Annotated in this window: 11 protein-coding genes; 3 read left to right on the top strand and 8 right to left on the bottom strand. The window is 60.4% G+C overall.

The features are described from left to right. The first annotated feature begins 159 nt into the window (after positions 1-159). Together FJ972_RS26265 and FJ972_RS26270 are read left to right on the top strand one after the other, a co-directional pair. Positions 160-4371 (top strand): GMC family oxidoreductase N-terminal domain-containing protein, encoded by a 4212-nt coding sequence (locus FJ972_RS26265; RefSeq protein WP_140525293.1) that lies wholly within the window; start codon positions 160-162, stop codon positions 4369-4371. After that, positions 4368-6077, top strand: coding sequence for an alkaline phosphatase D family protein (locus tag FJ972_RS26270; RefSeq protein WP_140525292.1), 1710 nt, complete (start codon positions 4368-4370; stop codon positions 6075-6077). The genes FJ972_RS26265 and FJ972_RS26270 overlap by 4 nt, the downstream gene beginning before the upstream one ends. Positions 6078-6361: 284 nt before the next feature. Here FJ972_RS26270 and proX read toward each other — a convergent pair whose 3' ends face one another. The 3 genes from proX to FJ972_RS26285 are packed head-to-tail and all read right to left on the bottom strand — an operon-like array spanning position 6362 to position 9605. Beyond that, positions 6362-7414, bottom strand: coding sequence for a glycine betaine/L-proline ABC transporter substrate-binding protein ProX (gene proX, locus FJ972_RS26275; RefSeq protein ID WP_224519139.1), 1053 nt, complete (start codon positions 7412-7414; stop codon positions 6362-6364). A 56-nt stretch (positions 7415-7470) separates the two neighbouring features. Then, positions 7471-8409 (bottom strand): ABC transporter permease, encoded by a 939-nt coding sequence (locus tag FJ972_RS26280; protein ID WP_140498487.1) that lies wholly within the window; start codon positions 8407-8409, stop codon positions 7471-7473. 2 nt (positions 8410-8411) lie between these two features. Next, positions 8412-9605, bottom strand: coding sequence for a quaternary amine ABC transporter ATP-binding protein (locus tag FJ972_RS26285; RefSeq protein WP_140525291.1), 1194 nt, complete (start codon positions 9603-9605; stop codon positions 8412-8414). 221 nt (positions 9606-9826) lie between these two features. Here FJ972_RS26285 and FJ972_RS26290 point away from each other — a divergent pair, with 221 nt between their 5' ends. Next, positions 9827-10489: a cysteine hydrolase family protein gene (locus FJ972_RS26290; protein ID WP_140525290.1), complete on the top strand. Its 663-nt coding sequence runs from the start codon at positions 9827-9829 to the stop codon at positions 10487-10489. Here the strand turns inward: FJ972_RS26290 and FJ972_RS26295 are convergent. The 5 genes from FJ972_RS26295 to FJ972_RS26315 all read right to left on the bottom strand — a co-directional run bounded on the left by FJ972_RS26295 (position 10475) and on the right by FJ972_RS26315 (position 16447). Beyond that, positions 10475-10789 (bottom strand): NIPSNAP family protein, encoded by a 315-nt coding sequence (locus FJ972_RS26295; protein ID WP_140525289.1) that lies wholly within the window; start codon positions 10787-10789, stop codon positions 10475-10477. The two genes, FJ972_RS26290 and FJ972_RS26295, sit on opposite strands and share 15 nt — an antisense overlap. A gap of 16 nt (positions 10790-10805) precedes the next feature. Continuing rightward, complete coding sequence (locus tag FJ972_RS26300) at positions 10806-11888, bottom strand: LLM class flavin-dependent oxidoreductase (RefSeq protein WP_140498491.1); 1083 nt, start codon at positions 11886-11888, stop codon at positions 10806-10808. Positions 11889-11930: 42 nt separating this feature from the next. Next, the gene (locus FJ972_RS26305) at positions 11931-13442 is read right to left on the bottom strand and encodes an aldehyde dehydrogenase (RefSeq protein ID WP_140525326.1); all 1512 of its coding nucleotides are present in this window, start codon (positions 13440-13442) and stop codon (positions 11931-11933) included. 4 nt (positions 13443-13446) lie between these two features. Continuing rightward, complete coding sequence (locus FJ972_RS26310) at positions 13447-14460, bottom strand: flavin reductase (RefSeq protein ID WP_140525288.1); 1014 nt, start codon at positions 14458-14460, stop codon at positions 13447-13449. A 112-nt stretch (positions 14461-14572) separates the two neighbouring features. Continuing rightward, positions 14573-16447 carry a helix-turn-helix domain-containing protein gene (locus FJ972_RS26315; RefSeq protein ID WP_140498493.1) on the bottom strand — a complete coding sequence of 625 codons (1875 nt, stop codon included), beginning with the start codon at positions 16445-16447 and terminating at the stop codon, positions 14573-14575. Positions 16448-16517 lie beyond the last annotated feature (70 nt).

The following is a 16517-nucleotide window of genomic DNA, read 5'->3' on the forward strand; positions in this document are numbered from 1 at the left end:
GTTCCTTCCCGCAGCCGTGCCCATGGTTTCAGGGCAGAGAAAGGCACCGCCGACCGCGCACTTCCTAAAGGGAATGAATATCGCCCCGATAGATTGCGTGACTTCCTGACGTTACACCAAATTTCGTATATGATTGATATCTAAATTAGGGAGGACGCATTGCCGGTACACATCAAGGCAGCGCCGGAGCCGCCACGTGCGACGGCTTGGCTCTCGCACCGACTCGAGACATTGGTCCACGATTTTCCGCAGATCGCCGATACGGAAAGGGCAACTGTCAAGGGCGGATATGACTTTGATGTTGTCATCGTTGGCAGCGGCTATGGCGGCTCGGTGGCTGCCGCCGAACTGAGTAGCTGCAAGGATGTGCAAGGCCAATCTTTAAAAATCTGCGTGCTCGAACGCGGCAAGGAGTACTTGGCCGGAATGTTCCCTTCGCGATTGGCCGATCTGGGTGGCCACATCCGCTTTGCCACCCCCTTTGCGAAACGCCAACGCGGCGTGTTCGATGGTCTTTACGACTTGCGCTGCAGCGACGACGCGGTAGCTCTCGTCGCGTGTGGCTTGGGTGGAGGCTCATTAATCAACGCCGGCGTGATGGAGATGCCGCTGCTGGAGATTTTCCGGGAAGCACGCTGGCCCACCAAAATCCGCAGGGATACGAATCTCGAGGAGACGGGTAAACGGCTGCGCGATTGGCTGGGAGCCAAGCCGATACGTGTCACCAAGCCTTTCCTGGCCAAGTCCGAAGCAATTAGAAATTTGGCTGGTGGCAAAGCACGGCCCGCTCACATAACCGTCGCTTCCGATTGCCACACCAACCACGCCGGGGTCGCGATGAGCAAATGTCGCCGTTGCGGCGACTGCGCCACTGGTTGCAACTACAATGCCAAAGAATCCCTCGACCTGAATTTGTTGCGGCTGGCTCGACAAAGCGGAGTACGAATCGTCACTGGCGCCACCGTCTTGCGCGTTTTGCGCGCGGGCGAAGGATGGCAGTTGGACGTCAATCACACCGACGGCCATCTACGCGATAACCAGCGGAAGCCGTTCGCGCTGCTGGCGAGGCGCGTGATCCTTGCAGCAGGCACATTCGGCTCGACGGAAATTTTGATGCGCTCGCAAATCCGCGGGATAAAGTTCTCCGATCAGCTGGGAAGCAAGTTCTCCGCCAATGGTGACATGCTCGTCGTTGCCCATGATTTGGCGGCACGGGTGAATGGCGTCGCTGATGAAACCGAGGATCCGGCCCCAAACACCAAAAGCGAGGATTGCGGTCGCGCGGTCGGCCCGACAATAACCGCAATGATCGATCTGCGCGACGGCAACGCGGCTACTGACCTGGTAATCCAGGATCTTGCCGTACCGGGACCGCTGCGCCGCCTGTTTGAGGAAAGCGCCACCACATTCGATGTGCTCAATCGCGTCGCCGATGGCGACTGGGCGAAGCATGAGCCGGATCCTTCACGAGTAGACGACGCAGCCGTCAATCCTGCCGCCATCACCAACTCCCTGGTGCTGGCCATGATCGGCCGCGACGACGCGGAGGGAGCACTTGCGCTAGGGCCCTCGATGCAAAACAGCGCCGATGAGATGCAAGGCGATCCTGAAAAAATGCGCGCCGACGGGATGCAAAAGGATGCTGAAAAATTGCGCGCCGACGGGGTGCAAAAGGATGCTGAAAAATTGCTCGCCGACGGGATGCTCACGGTGCGCTGGCCGGAGTTGCGACTGGACCCCCGGCTGGAGAACCATCATGCGCGCCTTGGCAAGTTGCTTCGAGAGTCTGGATTGGGCGGACGGCTGGTGAACAACCTGTTGTGGCGACCTTTGTCCGACAGGCTCGAAGCCGTGTTCGGTCGCCAACGCGGGCCGCTGCTGACGGTGCATCCCCTGGGGGGCTGCGCCATGGGTGACGACGTTCGCCAAGGCGTGACCGATCATTGCGGCCGCGTGTTCGATGCCGCTGCGGTCGGCCTCAGACGCACTCACGAAGGGTTGATCGTGCTCGATGGCTCGGTCGTGCCCACGTCGCTGGGCATCAATCCCGCCTTGACCATAGCCGTTCTGGCATTGCGAGCGATCACCGAGCTCAAGGAGGAATGGCAACTCAGTGGCGGCCGTTTGATCAATGCACCCTTGCCTGGGAACTCTCGTGGCGAAACGCGGCCGATATATTCCACGCCGCGGACGAACCCTGCGCCTACGCCTACCAGCATCGAACTGACCGAACAGGTGCGCGGCAAGGTCCCTCTGGCTATGCGCGGCAACGGTGTGAAACCACACATGGTCGAACTGACGCTAACCACCAAGCCGGTGGTGCTCACCGATCTCTACGCGCTGCAAACGCCCCGTGGACGGTGTTTGCCGATTGCCCATGGTCGGCTGCGCATTCTGCGTGCAGGAAAGGAGTTCGACCCCATTGCAGATCAGGCCTATGAAAGCCATGTTGCGCTCGAGGCGGAGATCTCGGGATCGCTCCACCTGTTCGATCTGGAAAAATCGCGCCCCGTGCCCCGAATGCTGCGCGCTATCCTTGCGTGGGCGCTCAACCGCGGGATGCGCGACTTTGCTTACCGCTTGGTCCGCCAGGGCCAGGAATGGTTGCGTTTCACGCCGCCTAGCGGAGGGGCATCCCATCTCAGACTGCTCGACATTCTGCACCTGTGCTCGCGTGCGGGCGGGGTCCGCCTGATCGAATACGATTTGCACATCGACAAGGTTGTCGAGCCGGAAGATCTCGGCACGGGCGCGAGGTTCGACAGCTCTCTGTTCACGCAGAAGAAAATCAGAGCGGTGAAGCGGCTCACCTATGCGCGCGGCGCCAGCCCTTGGCAGCAATTGATGGAGATGTCGGTCGAAGTTTTCCCGCAGATGAGCAAGACCGTCATTGGCAAGAAGCTACCGTCGCTAGAGCTAAACAAACGATACCTGGCGCGGCAATCGGTGCCTCTGCTGCGGATAGTGGGGCAGCAAGACCGTGTCGCGGCACTGGCAGATCTGGCCTCTTTCATACTCTACGGTTTTCGCGTCGTGCTTCAGATACATGCACTGAGTTTTCGCCGCCCCGACCCGCCATCTGCGCGTGAACCACAACGGTTGCCCGGGGCGGTGCCGGGCTTACCTGCGCCCCAAATCGACTGGTTGACCTTGAAAGGTCAGCTCAGCCCGCCGATCCGCATTCGCCTGGCCCGCTATGACGGCAGTTCCGCAAAGGTGATCGAGAAGGGCGTCCCGAAACGCCCCGTCTTGCTCATCCATGGTTACAGTGCGAGCGGCACCACATTTGCTCATGCTGCCGTACCCGGCAACCTCGCTCAATCGCTGTGTGATGCTGGGCGCGATGTCTGGGTGCTCGATATGCGATCGAGTTCAGGCCTGACTACCGCCACAGGCGGTTGGTCTTTTGAGGAGATGGCGGAGAATGACATTCCGATCGCCGTCCAACACGTGCTGGCTGCGACAGGGCAGGAAAGGCTCGATGTCGTCTGCCATTGCATGGGCGCGGCAATGTTCAGCATGGCAGTGCTTGGCGAGCATGATCGAAGGAATTTGCACAATAAGATCGGGCGCGTGGTGTTTTCGCAAGTCGGCCCGGCAATGCTGTTGAGTTCGGCAAATGTGCTCGCCGCATATGTGATGCGATATGTACGTTATTTTCTTCAACTTGAAGACTATGTGTTTAGTCCGCATGGCGATATCTCGCTCGCCGGTCAATTGCTCGACAGAGCGCTCTCGGCAATGTGGCTGCCGTCCGACGAGTATCGGCGCGAGAATCCCCTCTGGCCCCCAGGCAAAGCGACGCCTTGGGTCGGCACAAGACATCGGATGGACGCGCTCTATGCACGCACCTTCTCGCTCAACAATCTCTCTGACCTCGTACTCGACCACATCGACGATTTCTTCGGCCCGCTCAGCGTCGAGACAGTCTCGCAGGTCATACATTTTGCTGGCTTCAACACCGTGACCGATCGCGCCGGCATAAATCGCTATGTGCTGCCGGACCGGGTGAGGGATCGACTGAGATTCCCGATGATGTCGATCCATGGAGCGGAAAACGGTTTGGTCGCCCCCTCAACGCTAAGACTGATGCGAAATATGCTCAAAGGGGCCGGCGTGCCGCATTTGAACTCATCTCTGCATGCGGTCGAGGCGGTGCAATCGGAGGAAGAAATCAGGGATCTTATTGACAAAAGCGGCCAGTTCCTGGCGCTCGGCCAACCGTCCTACCTGACCTGGTGCATTGCCGGCCACGGTCATCAGGATTGCCTGATCGGCAAAGACGCCTCGTCGATCTGCGGCGTTATAGCGAAATACCTAGGAATGCCGGATATCTCCGATATGCCGGGGCCCTTGGAGGAAAAGCCATGACGCATTCTCTCCCCTCTGAAGCCAGGGCGCCCGCCTTCGGGGTGCGCGTAGAGGTCGAGGCGGGCAAGATCCTGGTGCAAGCGGCCGATAGCGGAGGGCGGGGCTTGCCTCATGCAGCTTTCATTGTTCCCGTCTACGCAAAGGGCGACCGCCTGCACATGATCGGTCCGCCGGTTACGAGCCGCGGCGACGAGAAAGGACAGAGCGACGATAGCCTCTATAATAGTCTTCCGCATTACTATATTAAGCAACCCGCATCTCCTTACGTATTTGAAGTTCCGCTCCATGAGTGGCCTGAAGCGCAGCAGGTACTGGTCTTGCTGCTGTACGTTCAGGCGCAGGGTATTGGCGGCTTGGCTCGGTTACCGAAACTGCCCGACGCGGCGGGATCACCACCTGAAATCCTCGACACAGGTTCGCATGCCAAGAACGCGGTGAAGAGGGCCGCCGAGGCTATTCGGTATGCGCTCGAGACTGACACATTGGATGATTTGCGAGGTGGCCTGATCGTCGGCAGGCCTGGAAGGTCGCACAGAAGCCATCGGCACAAGAGCGATGCCCGCGCGGTATCGAACCTTTCATTCGCTCTCGCAAGTTGCCAATACCCCAGTGATTTCCTCGACCACATGCCCGACGGTCAGCATGCGACACGAGGGCCCGCGGATGCGTCTCTGCTCGCGCTCGGCGATCTACTGGGCAAACCCGGCGCCCCAACGTTGCTGCTGCTGGCCGGCGATCAGGTATATATCGACGCTACGGCAGGGCTTTTCGACCCTAAGGTAGTCAACGACCGATTCCGAATACCCTACGAACGCCGGGGCCAGAGCCGCGGTGTGAAGGCGGTGATGCAGCGCTTGGACATGGCGGTTGAAATGATGCTGGACGATCATGAGATTCGCGACAATTGGGCAAAAGACCCTGACCCGGCGATGCGCAAGAATGATATCGTCATAAAGCCTGGGAAGCTGGCTTACTTCAGGTACGAACGTGGCAAGACCGAGGTGCTGGAAAAGCGCCTGCCGGCACACATCTGGCGAGACGATTTAACCCACAACGGTATGCCATTCTTCCTTTGCGACACGCGCACCGAACGTCAAGGACGGACGGTTTCGAACTGGTGCGAAGCGCGGATCATGGGTTCAACGCAATTCGCCAAACTTTGTGAATGGCTTACCAAGCCTGAACACACCGAAATGCCCAAATTTGTTCTCACATCCTCGGCAGTGCTGCCGCGGCGGCGGGAGGTGGCCGAGGCCCCCACTTGTGCCTTGCGTTCGGACGCGTGGGATGGATACCCGTTTTCCTTACATAAACTGCTCAGGTTCGTGTGCAACAAGGAAATAAAGGGACTGGTATTCCTGTCGGGTGACGAGCACGTGAGCAGCCTGGTCACCGCTCGTGTAACAAACAGCAAAACCGGCAAGCAGAGCATCCTGCATTGTATCCACAGTTCGGCGCTGTACGCGCCATATCCGTTTGCGAACGGAACTGCCGACAATTTCCAGGCCAATGAGACTTTTTGCTTTCCCGATCCCGATCCTGAGCAGGGGCCGTATTGTTGCGAGGTGCAGACAAGTTTCGCCCCTGGCGACGGTTTCGCGCTTGTAACGACATGCCGCCGCCGTTCGCATTGGCGTCTGGATGTCAAGTTCCACGACAGCGGGGGGCTCAAGGAGAACGGAACCTTCACGCGCGACCTAGAGTAATAGCTGCGCGTGAAATAAGGCTTCACTCAGTTTTTCTCACTATACCAAGCGGCCCGCGCTCGATCAGGCGCGGCGGCAGCTATTTATCCCGAGATAATCGTCTCTGAGGCCGCATGTCCAAACGATCGCCTGCCCTTTGCATGAGCCTGTGTAGCCGCTCCCCATAAGGAAACGTCGCCATGAAGCGAAAACGCTTGGCCGGCAATCGGTCTCCTCAATCACAATGGTGGCGGACAGGGTCCGCCACCATTGTGATAACAGGCCACGATAGAGGCCTGCCCGGATTATTTCCCGGCGGCAGCCGCATTCTTTACCCAGCCATCGAACTCCGACTGATTTGCGGCAATCCAGTCGTTGGCGATCTTCTTGATCTCGGCGTCGGTCTTGTTGCCGGCCCCCAGATCGCCTTCCCACTGGCTCCAGATGTCCAGCGACCATTTCGCTTGTTCGATGAATTTCTTGGCCGCCGGATTGTCAGCCAGGAACTTCTTGTTGGCGAGCGTGCGCCAGTTCCATGGGCCAACCGCCATGCGGCATGGGTTCTGCCCCCCCGCACAGCCAACCACGTCCTTGACCTCGTGCGTCTTCGGTTTCGATACGCCCTCGGGAAGAGCGTCATACGGGATCGGCAGCCACACCACGTCCTTGCCGGGCTTCAGCCGATAGACGATCCAGGATGGGCTCCAGGTGTAAAGAAGGATCGGCTCTCCTCGGTCGGCCCGCGCAAAGACCTCGCCGATCAGCGGCTCGTATTTGGCGCGGATGGAGCGCACCGTATCGCTCAAGCCGAACTCCTTGACCTGGAAATCGACGACGTCACCGCACTTCCAAGCGGGATCGCAATTCACCAGATTGGCTTTTCCGTCACCGTCGGTGTCGAACAAGGCGGCGATCTTCGGGTCCTTCAGTTGCGAGACATTGGTGATGTTGTTGGCTTCGGCTGTCTTCTTGTCGATCATGTAGCCGTTGATGCCGCCGCCCGCGATCGTGCCTTCATTGATCAGTTCGACCGTATCCGAGATCTGTGCGATGGCGGGCTCGGCCTGCGGCCAGTTGATGTCGCCGGTCATGTCGAGGTCGTCCTGCGAAATGGCCTGCAGGATCGCCGACATGTTCATGGTCGACAACTTTACGTCGTAACCGAGTTTCTCGAGGCCCGCTATCAGGACCTGGTCCTGAATATAGTTGGCGCCCAGGCTGTCGGAGGACGTGAAACGAATGGTCTTGCCTTCGCCAGGCTTATCCTGCGCAAAACTCTGCCCACCCATCATGGTTGCTGCAACAGCCATGGCGCAGGCCAGTCTCAGCCCTTTGCGGTATCGATAATTCGCCGACATGTATTCTCCCCTTGTTGTGATATTTGTTGCGTCGTTCCGCCTGATCGAGACGGTGTTCAAACCTGCTGGTGGTTCGTTTCGAAACTCCCCGCTTCCTCATTTCTGGGACGCAGCAACTGAGCCAGGGCGGCCCGGATGCCCCGGGTTGGTCCGGCCTTGTCCTGGTTGGCCAGGCCCTGCGTGATGCGATCGAGGATCATGGCTAGCAGGACGATGGCGATGCCGCCGACGGCAGCCATGCCGACATCGAGACGTCCCAGCCCCTGCAGGACCACAAGTCCGAGCCCTTCGGCCCCGATCATGGATACGATCACCGACATGACCATAGCCATCAGTACTGTCTGGTTGAGGCCGCCCAGAATGGTTGGCAAGGCCAATGGAAGTTGGACTTCCCAGAGAAGTTGGCGATCGGTGGCACCGAAGGCCCGCCCCGCCTCGACCATCTCCTTGTCGACAAGACGAATCCCGAGATTGGTGAAGCGGATCAGCGGCGATATCGCCGCCACGATGACCGCGACTGCCCCAGGCACCGTTCCGACGCCGAACAGCATGACCACCGGGACCAGGTAGACGAAGCTGGGCGTCGTCTGCATGACATCGAGCACCGGCCGCACGATGGTCCAGGCGCGATCGTGGCGCGCGCACAGGATTCCGATTGGAATGCCAAGAATGACGCACACCACGATTGCCGTGGCGATGAGCGACAGGGTGGTAATCGCTTCCGCCCACAGGCCCATGAAGGCAATCAGGGTCAGCGAAAGCAGCGTGAATATAGCCACGCCACGCGATGCGGAGCGCCATGCGATGAGGGCAAAGATCCCGATCAGGATCGGAAACGGAATGGCATGGAGTCCATGGTCGATCGCGGTCAGAAGGGTCTCGACGGGCCACTTGATGGTCTGGAAAAGTGGCCGGAAATGCATTGCCAGCCAGCGGACGCCGACCTGGATCCATTGGTCCAGCGGGATGACATAGAGATTATCGACATCCAGCATGATCAGGCCTCCGCTCCCCGGGATTGCGAGGAAGCCGCCGCCGGAGCGCCAATGCGGGACAGTATCTGGAGTGGATCGACACGCCCCAAATATCGGCCGCCCTCGTCAACAACGGCTATCGGCCGGTCTCGATGGCACAGGCTGGCCACCACCGACAGCTTTTCCGTGCCGCATACCGTCTCATAGTCCTTGCTCATCAATGATTGGATCGCCGAACCATCGGCGAGGCGTGGCAACTGGCGTGGTCCGACGACACCCACGACCTGCATCGAATCGTCGACGATGAACACCGGTTCGCCATCGGCATCGCGGCCGCCGGACGCACGTCCGTCTAGCCGGAGCGGGCTGCTTTCCACCATCACGGAACTCGCATCGAACAGATGGGCCCGGTTGACGTCGCGGGTGAAGGCTGCGACGTAGTCATTGCCGGGCTTGGTCACGATGTCCTGCGGAACGCCTTCGCGCATCACCATTCCATCCGCCATGATGGCGACCCTGCTTCCGAGCTTCAGCGCCTCCTGGAAATCATGCGTGATGAACAGGATGGTCTTGTGGAAAGTCCTGTGCAGGCGCAGCAGTTCGTCCTGCATTTCGCTGCGGATGAGTGGGTCCAGCGCGCTGAAAGCCTCGTCCATGATCAGGACATCGGCATCCGTGGCGAGTGCGCGGGCCAATCCGACGCGCTGACGCATGCCGCCGCTCAGCGTACCGGGAAGATGATTTGCCCACGAAGCCAGCCCGACGACCTCCAGCACCTCCATCACCTTCTTCCTGCGCGCGGCGGCTGGCACACCGCGCAGTTTCAGGCCGAACTCGGCATTCTCCAACACCGTTCTGTTCGGCAACAGGCCGAAGTGCTGGAACACCATGGAGATACGCGTCCGGCGGATTTCGCGCAGCCGCGCTTCGCTGGCGCCGGTGATCTCCTCGCCATCGATAAGGATGCGCCCTGCATTCGGCTCGATGAGGCGATTGATGCATCGCGCAAGCGTCGACTTACCGGAGCCGGACAAGCCCATGATCATGTAAATCGAACCGACGGGAACGGACAGCGACACGTCGCTCAAGCCGACGACCTGCCCGGTCTTCTGGAGCACAGCTTCCTTTGTCTCGCCAGACTTCAGCATGGCCAAAGCCGATTCCGGCGATCTGCCGAAAATCTTGTACACGCCCTCGACCGTTATGCGATCCGTCACACCTGTCCTCCACTCCTGGCCTGGCGGACGATAGTCAGCACATTCCAGAGCCACGATCCCGATTAATGAAGATAGAACTGCACCCGCCGTCTTCCCCCGTTCGGCAGGATACCCGCCTAGCCCAATGCTATGAAGGAAAGCATACGGCTCGCGGGTTCGATGATATAGGCTCTCCGCTACCCGGATAGGTATAATCCGGGACGCCTGTATGGAGGAACGGCGTGCTGGCTTCGCCTAAAAACCCTGCCCTCATGGTCGTGGACATGCAGAACGATTTCGTGCGCAGGCATGCGCCGATGGAGGTTGCATCCGCGCGCGAAACCATACCTTCGATCAGCAGACTCATTGCGGCGTTTCGCGGCAACGGCAAGGCGGTGGTATTCACGCGATACGTTGCCGACCCCCTGTATCAGGCCTTGGCCGGCAAGCTGACCTGGATCAAGCTGACCGATGCGCCGACCCATGCGTGCGTGCCGGGCTTCATGCGATCCTACGGCGATGTCGAGGGCCTGCGGGATGCCGCGGAGGTGATCGACGAGCTTGCGCCACAGGATGGCGATATCGTGCTGGACAAGGTCTATTTCAGCGCCTTTCATGCCACGGATCTTGCCAAGACGCTCAAGCTGCTTGCGGTAGACGGTCTGGTATTCGTCGGCACGGTAGCGGAGATGTGCGTCGAAGATAGCTGCCGTCACGCCGTGCATTTCGGTTATCCCACGATTGTGGTGGAGGATGCTGTTTCTTCCAACCATCCGCCCAGCCGGCAGGCCATGCTCGATGCTTTCGCACGCAACTACGGCTGGGTGATGACCACGGACCGGCTCCTGGATTCTTTCGCGGTCGGGCAAGCGGGATGCGAGGTCTTGAACCTACCGCAGCGGTGAAAAATCGGTCGGGATCAGGATTCGGTTTTCCATCGTTTCGATATTCTCGGTGAGCTTGACCGTAAACGCCCGCCACGCGGGATCTTCGGCCAGCCGCTGACGCCGCTCGGCGCGGTCGTTCAGGTTGCTATAGCCCCATAGATGCACGACATGGTTGAGAGGTCCGATCTCGGTGCGGAAATAGCCGATCAGGTTGCCCAAGATCGGCTGCTGGATGGCAAGGCCTTCCTCGCTGATAAGTTGCATGTATCTGGCGAGACGGCCGGCCCTTATCTTGTAGATGCGTTCCTCGACAATCATGGCGCGACAGCTCCCATCAGGCGATCACCCGCGACTTTTCCCTGCCCGCTTCCTTCTCGCGCATCGCAAATACGGGCATCACTTCCTTGATGAACAACGCCAGCGATTTCTTCTGCACTTCAAACGGCAGGTCGAAGGCGAGGCCGAGGCAGAACTGGTCTACGCCCGCCGCTTCATAGACCATCAGCTTTTCGACCACCTCGTCCGGCGTGCCGAACAGGAGATTGTCGCGGATCGACCGCGGATCGTAGTCGCCGCTGTTGCCAACGGTGTCGTAAGAAACCGCTTCAGGAAAGCCGTTCTTCACCGTGCCGATGTTCTGGAACAGGTTCTCGAAGCTGCGCCCATATTGATAGCTGTAGCGAACCGGCAGTTCCCAGTCCTCGGGACGTTCATACACGCAAGTGCGGCGCAGCATCATGAACCGCGGCCTCGGCACTTCGGGATGATCCTGGACCGCCTTCTTGAACTTGTCGCCGAGAATGCCGATTTCCGCGACCGGCCGCGACAACGGCGTGGAGAGGATGTTGTGGCCATTGCGCACCGCCCAATCGAATGTGCCGGGGTCACGCGCCGCCACCCAGATGGGCGGGTTGGGTTGCTGCAAGGGCTTCGGCACCGAGGTTGCCAGCGGGAAGTGGTAATACTTACCCTCGTGGGCGTAGTCGCCTGCCCATAATTTCTGGACTGCCGGCAGCAGTTCCTGCATGTAGGCGCCGCCTTCCTGTTGCGGGATGCCTCCCGCCATACGGTCAAATTCATACTGATAGGCGCCGCGGGCGATGCCGAATTCCAGCCGCCCTCCCGTCAGGTGATCGCAAAGTGCGGCCTCTCCCGCGAGACGGATCGGGGTCCAGTACGGCGCGACGATGGTGGCGGTGCCAAGCCGGATCTGTTCGGTATGAGCTCCCCACCAGACCAGCAACTGGAACGGGCCGGGCGCGATCGTGAATTCAATCGTGTGATGCTCGGGCGACCAGGCGGTCTCGAAGCCGCCGGCATCGGCCATACGGACCAGTTCCAGCGTCTCAGCCGCCACCTGGCGCATATCCTTGTCGGGACTGAACCTCTCCATGTTCAGGGAAACGGAAAATTTCATGGCAATGACCTTTTCGAATATTAGGGAACCGTCGGATGAGCGTCAGCGCAAACGGATTACGAACGGGTCCTGCGTGGCGCCGGAGTAGTCGATGACGACATTCTTCAGGCGGGAGAACTCGCGCATAACCTCGAAGCCCCCGCGCTTGCCGTAACCGCTCTCCTTGAACCCGCCGGAGGGCGACATGTAAGCAGCAGAGCGATACGTATTGACCCAGACCGTGCCGGCATCAACGTTGCGCGCAAAGCGCAGCGCCCGGTCGATGTCGCGGGTCCAGACACCCGCCGCCAGCCCATAATGGGTGTCGTTGGCAAGCCCAATCAGCTCGCTTTCATTGTCGAACGACACGACGCCCACGACGGGCCCGAAAATTTCGTCGCGCATGAAGCGCATGTCGTTGCGCGCATCCGCCAGAACCGTGGGCTCGTAATACCAGCCGCCGGGGAGGTCGTCCCGCCGCGGCCGGTGGCCTCCGGCAACCAGCCGCGCGCCATCGGCGACGCCGTAGTCCACATACTGCTCGACCTTGTCGAGTTGGGCAGCGAGCGCCAGCGGACCGATTTCCGTGTCCTCATCGGTCGGATGGCCGATACGCACGCGCCTGGTACGATCCGCCAGCTTTTCTACGAATGCGGCATAGATGGATTTTTCGACGAAACAGCGCGAGCCTGCGATACAGGTCTGCCCGGCAGCGGCGAACACGCCGGCAACCACGCCGTTCACCGCGCGCTCGATGTCGGTATCGGCGAATACGACATGAGGCGACTTGCCGCCCAGTTCCATCTGACACGAAACAAGTCGGCTGGCAGCGTTGGCGGCGATGCGGCGGCCGGTTGCCGTACTGCCCGTGAAGGCGATCTTGGCGACATCGGGATGCAAGGTCAGCGCTTCGCCCGCCGTGGCGCCCTTGCCGGTAACGACATTGAAAACGCCAGCCGGGAAGCCCGCTTTTGCAATCAGTTCGGCGAGGGCAAGGGTGGACGCGGAAGTATGCTCTGATGGCTTGACCACGACCGTATTGCCAATCGCCAGGCAGGGTGCGAGCGTGCCGGTCAGCAGCATCAGCGGTGAATTCCACGGCGAGATCATGCCCACCACGCCGATCGGCTCGCGCAGCGTGAAGTTCAGCATATCGAGCTTATTGACCGGTATGGTCTCGCCATGCAGCTTGTCGGCCATTCCGGCGAAATAGAGATAGCTGTCCGGCGCCGCGCGCAGTTGCACACGCATCTCTTTCAGAAGCTTGCCGTTGTCACGCGTCTCGATGGCCGCGAGTTCATCGGCGTGTTCCGCGATGAAATCGGCCAACCGGCGCAGCAGCTTGCCGCGATCCGTCTGCGTCAGCCTGCGCCAGGCCGGATCGTGAAACGCTCTTTTGGCTGCCTGCACGGCGGCGTCGACATCATCCGCCCCGGCGTCGGCAACCTCATACCAAGGCGCCGCGTTCGTCGGATCGTAGCTCGGCATGTAGCGGCCGGACCGCGGCGCGACGCGCTCCCCGGCAATGAAAAGATCCTGGCGCGATCCTTCGATCACCTTCAGCGTCAGGTCCATCATCTCATCCCTTCGCGGTTTCTCGGTCGCCGGCCAAGCCGTTAAGCGACCGCCACGGACGCGGGGCGCCGTCTATCATCGCCACCCGGCCGCCATCGCTGGAATCGACGTAGATCCCGAAGCGAGAGTCCGCGCGCTCATGCAGGTAACGGCGCAGCGTTGCGCGTATCTGCCTGATCGGAATGCTGTCCCAAGGCAGCTCTTCATGGGCAAAGAACCTCAGCGACGGCGACAAATCCGGAATTTCGCCGGGCGGGCCCGCGAGCGCGCCACGGTAAACGACATAACCGGGCTGCTGGTCGGCCACATCGAAGACCGAATAGAGAAACGCATCGCTGGTGAGCGGCGCAACCACGCCGCCGCCTTCGAAGCTGAGCATGTCGCCCGGCTTACGGTGCGTTGCCGTCGGCAGTTCCCAGCCTCCGGCGCCATCGTCGCGCAGCAGGATGCGGCCGTCATGCTCGACCAGGTAGCCGATGATCATGCGATGGGAAGGCGTCCAGCCAGGCGGCATCGGGTCTTCCACGCAGACATAGCGCCCCCGGCAAAACCCTAGCGGAGCGGCAGGGCTGGTGCCGAAAGCACGCACCCGGCCGATCAGGATCACATGGTCTCCCGCCTCGATACGGTCATGCACCGTGCAGTCGAACCAGGTAAGGCTGTCGGTGAGCACCGGCGAGCCCGTATGCACGGTAGTATGGGCTATCGTCTCGAACTTGGAGAGTGACTTCGAGGCGAAGAGGCTCGCCACCTCCTTCTGGCGCTCGTGCAGTACGTTGACGGCGAAGCCTTCGGCCGTGTTGAATGCCGGAAAGCTGCTGGCGCTCTTTCCTATGCAGACGAGCAGCAGCGGCGGCTCAAGGGAGACTGAGGTGAAGGAATTCGCAGTCATGCCGCGCGGCGAACCATCTTCGTCCCGCGTCGTCACCACCGTGATGCCCGTGACGAAGGTGCCGAACGTTCGCCGCAGTTCCACTGGATCGATCGTGCTCAGCTCTTTTTCCCTCTTGTCCGCCATGCGTCCTGCCTCTCCAGGAGGGTGGAAGGATAAAGGGACGTGAGAGAGGGTCTTCCTGCTCTACGCAGGAGAGGCGGTAGTCAGACTCCTAGGACACGAAGCAGAGACCGCATCAGACAGGTTGCTCCCGGGCAATGGTCTCGTTGAGGCGTATTGCCAGTTCAAGCGCGAACCGACGTTCGGGTGAATCGATCTCGATGCCAAACAGTTCCTGGATACGGTTCAGGCGATAACGAAGCGTAGTAACATGCAATTCCATCGCGTCCGCGCAGGCCTGGCTGCGGCAACCGTGCTCCAGAAAGACGGTCAGGGTCCTAATATAGTCCGTTGCATGCGCCTCGTCGTGACGCACGACCGCGCCAATGGCGATATCCACGAACGACCTCACTTCCTTGCTGTCGGCCGCCGAAAGCAGCAGCGGAAAAGGACCGAAGTCCTGGGGCGCAAGCAACCCGGTACGGTTGAAGCGGACGGCAAGACGGATCATGCGCTCGCATTCAAGCCATGCCTGGGGATAGTCGTGAATGCTCGAACAGGTCTTACCCGCCACGATGATCGGCTTGGTGCCGATCAGCCACTGCGTTTCCTCGATCAGCTTGCGCACAAACGTCTTGACCACCGTGTCCGCGTCGCGGGGCGCGTCGGGAATGCGGCACAGAATGATCTCGCCCAATGCGGCGGCGGTCGCCTGCGGCGCCAATTGGCCGGCGAGCCGCATGATGGAGCGGTGCAGTTCGGGTATGGTCTTGCCCTTTTCCGGCACAGTTTCCGGGAGGCCGATCGCGACCAGCCTGGCGGTGGCGTTTACGTCAATGCCGAGCCGGCGCGCCCGCGCCGTCAAATCGTCCACGTTGCGCCAGTTGCCGGAAACTATTTCCATGAACAATTCGCTGGAAGTCTGCGATTCCGTCTGGAACCGTAAATGGCTGCGCATCAACTGGACGCTGAGCGCGAACCGAGCGCTCTGAAGAAGAAGATGATCGAGGTCGCCGAAATTGGCGTCGAGCGAAAACACGATCAGCGCCCCTACCGTCTTGCCATCCACGACCAACGGCTCCACCGCCGCCGGCAGGTTGAGGTGATGGCCGCCGCAGTTCAGGTACAGCTTGCGCATTTCAAGCCCGGCCTGGTCCGAGATATCGCGAGCAAGACGGAGAAACTGGCGGCTCATGCAATCGTCCATCTCCTCGCGCCAGCGGTCGGTGTCGATGAGGTCCGGCTTGGGCGAACGTCCGGCAACGACCAGGTTGGCAGTCAGATCCACCACGACGATTGCGTTCGGCAGGAAGGTTTCGACCATGGAAGCCGCGGATGCGACGGAACCGTCCGACAGGACCTGGTGCATCAGGGAGGAATGCGCGGCAAGTGCGTTTTGGAGTTGCGCGGCGGCAGCATGTTCCGCCCTTAGCCTGTGGGCCTTGTCCACGGCTATGGCGCCCAGATGGACGATCGTCTGCAGGAATGCGAGATCGGCCGCTGACAGATCGACAACGTCGCGCGACTGCACCGACAAGACCATCGCGCGGTCTTCCATGTCCCGGCAGCCCAGAGGCAAAACCACGACAGTGCGATAACCGCGCTGGATTGCCTCTTCCCGATAGCCCGGAAATTCGATGCTCTCCTGGGCATCGCGAATGATCACCGGATCATTGCGGGTCAACGCGATGAGGGATGGACTTGTCGCCAGCGTCCAGCGGTTGCGATAGGACTTCGTCAACTGGCTAGGATCATGCCGGGTCACGACCACAGCATTGCCATCCGCCTGATCGATGCTCATCACCGCCGCCATCGACCAGGCATCGTGCTGGCATGCCGCATCGACAAGGTGCTGCAGCGTTGTCTCGAGGTCGACGCTGGAATTGATGAGGCTGGTCACGTCGCGCAGGACGCGTGACAGCGGGCGATCCAAAGCGCTCAACAGAACCTCGCTGCTTGCCGGTACTCGATCGTTACATAGCCTTCCTGGTCGATGGCGCGCCACAGTCATATTCGTTACCGGGGGTCATGCCGCCGCCATATGGCCGGCATGGATAGGATCGACCTTGCCGGCTGTTCGC

The sequence above is a fragment of the Mesorhizobium sp. B2-1-1 genome, from assembly GCF_006442975.2.
Lineage (GTDB): Bacteria > Pseudomonadota > Alphaproteobacteria > Rhizobiales > Rhizobiaceae > Mesorhizobium.

Excerpts from the sequence above, each read along its gene's own strand:
- proX (WP_224519139.1), bottom strand. The coding sequence starts at position 7,414 with ATGTCGGCGAATTATCGATACCGCAAAGGGCTGAGACTGGCCTGCGCC.
- FJ972_RS26300 (WP_140498491.1), bottom strand. The coding sequence starts at position 11,888 with ATGAAATTTTCCGTTTCCCTGAACATGGAGAGGTTCAGTCCCGACAAG.
- FJ972_RS26270 (WP_140525292.1), top strand. The coding sequence starts at position 4,368 with ATGACGCATTCTCTCCCCTCTGAAGCCAGGGCGCCCGCCTTCGGGGTG.
- FJ972_RS26295 (WP_140525289.1), bottom strand. The coding sequence starts at position 10,789 with ATGATTGTCGAGGAACGCATCTACAAGATAAGGGCCGGCCGTCTCGCC.
- FJ972_RS26305 (WP_140525326.1), bottom strand. The coding sequence starts at position 13,442 with ATGGACCTGACGCTGAAGGTGATCGAAGGATCGCGCCAGGATCTTTTC.
- FJ972_RS26315 (WP_140498493.1), bottom strand. The coding sequence starts at position 16,447 with ATGACTGTGGCGCGCCATCGACCAGGAAGGCTATGTAACGATCGAGTA.
- FJ972_RS26310 (WP_140525288.1), bottom strand. The coding sequence starts at position 14,460 with ATGGCGGACAAGAGGGAAAAAGAGCTGAGCACGATCGATCCAGTGGAA.
- FJ972_RS26280 (WP_140498487.1), bottom strand. The coding sequence starts at position 8,409 with ATGCTGGATGTCGATAATCTCTATGTCATCCCGCTGGACCAATGGATC.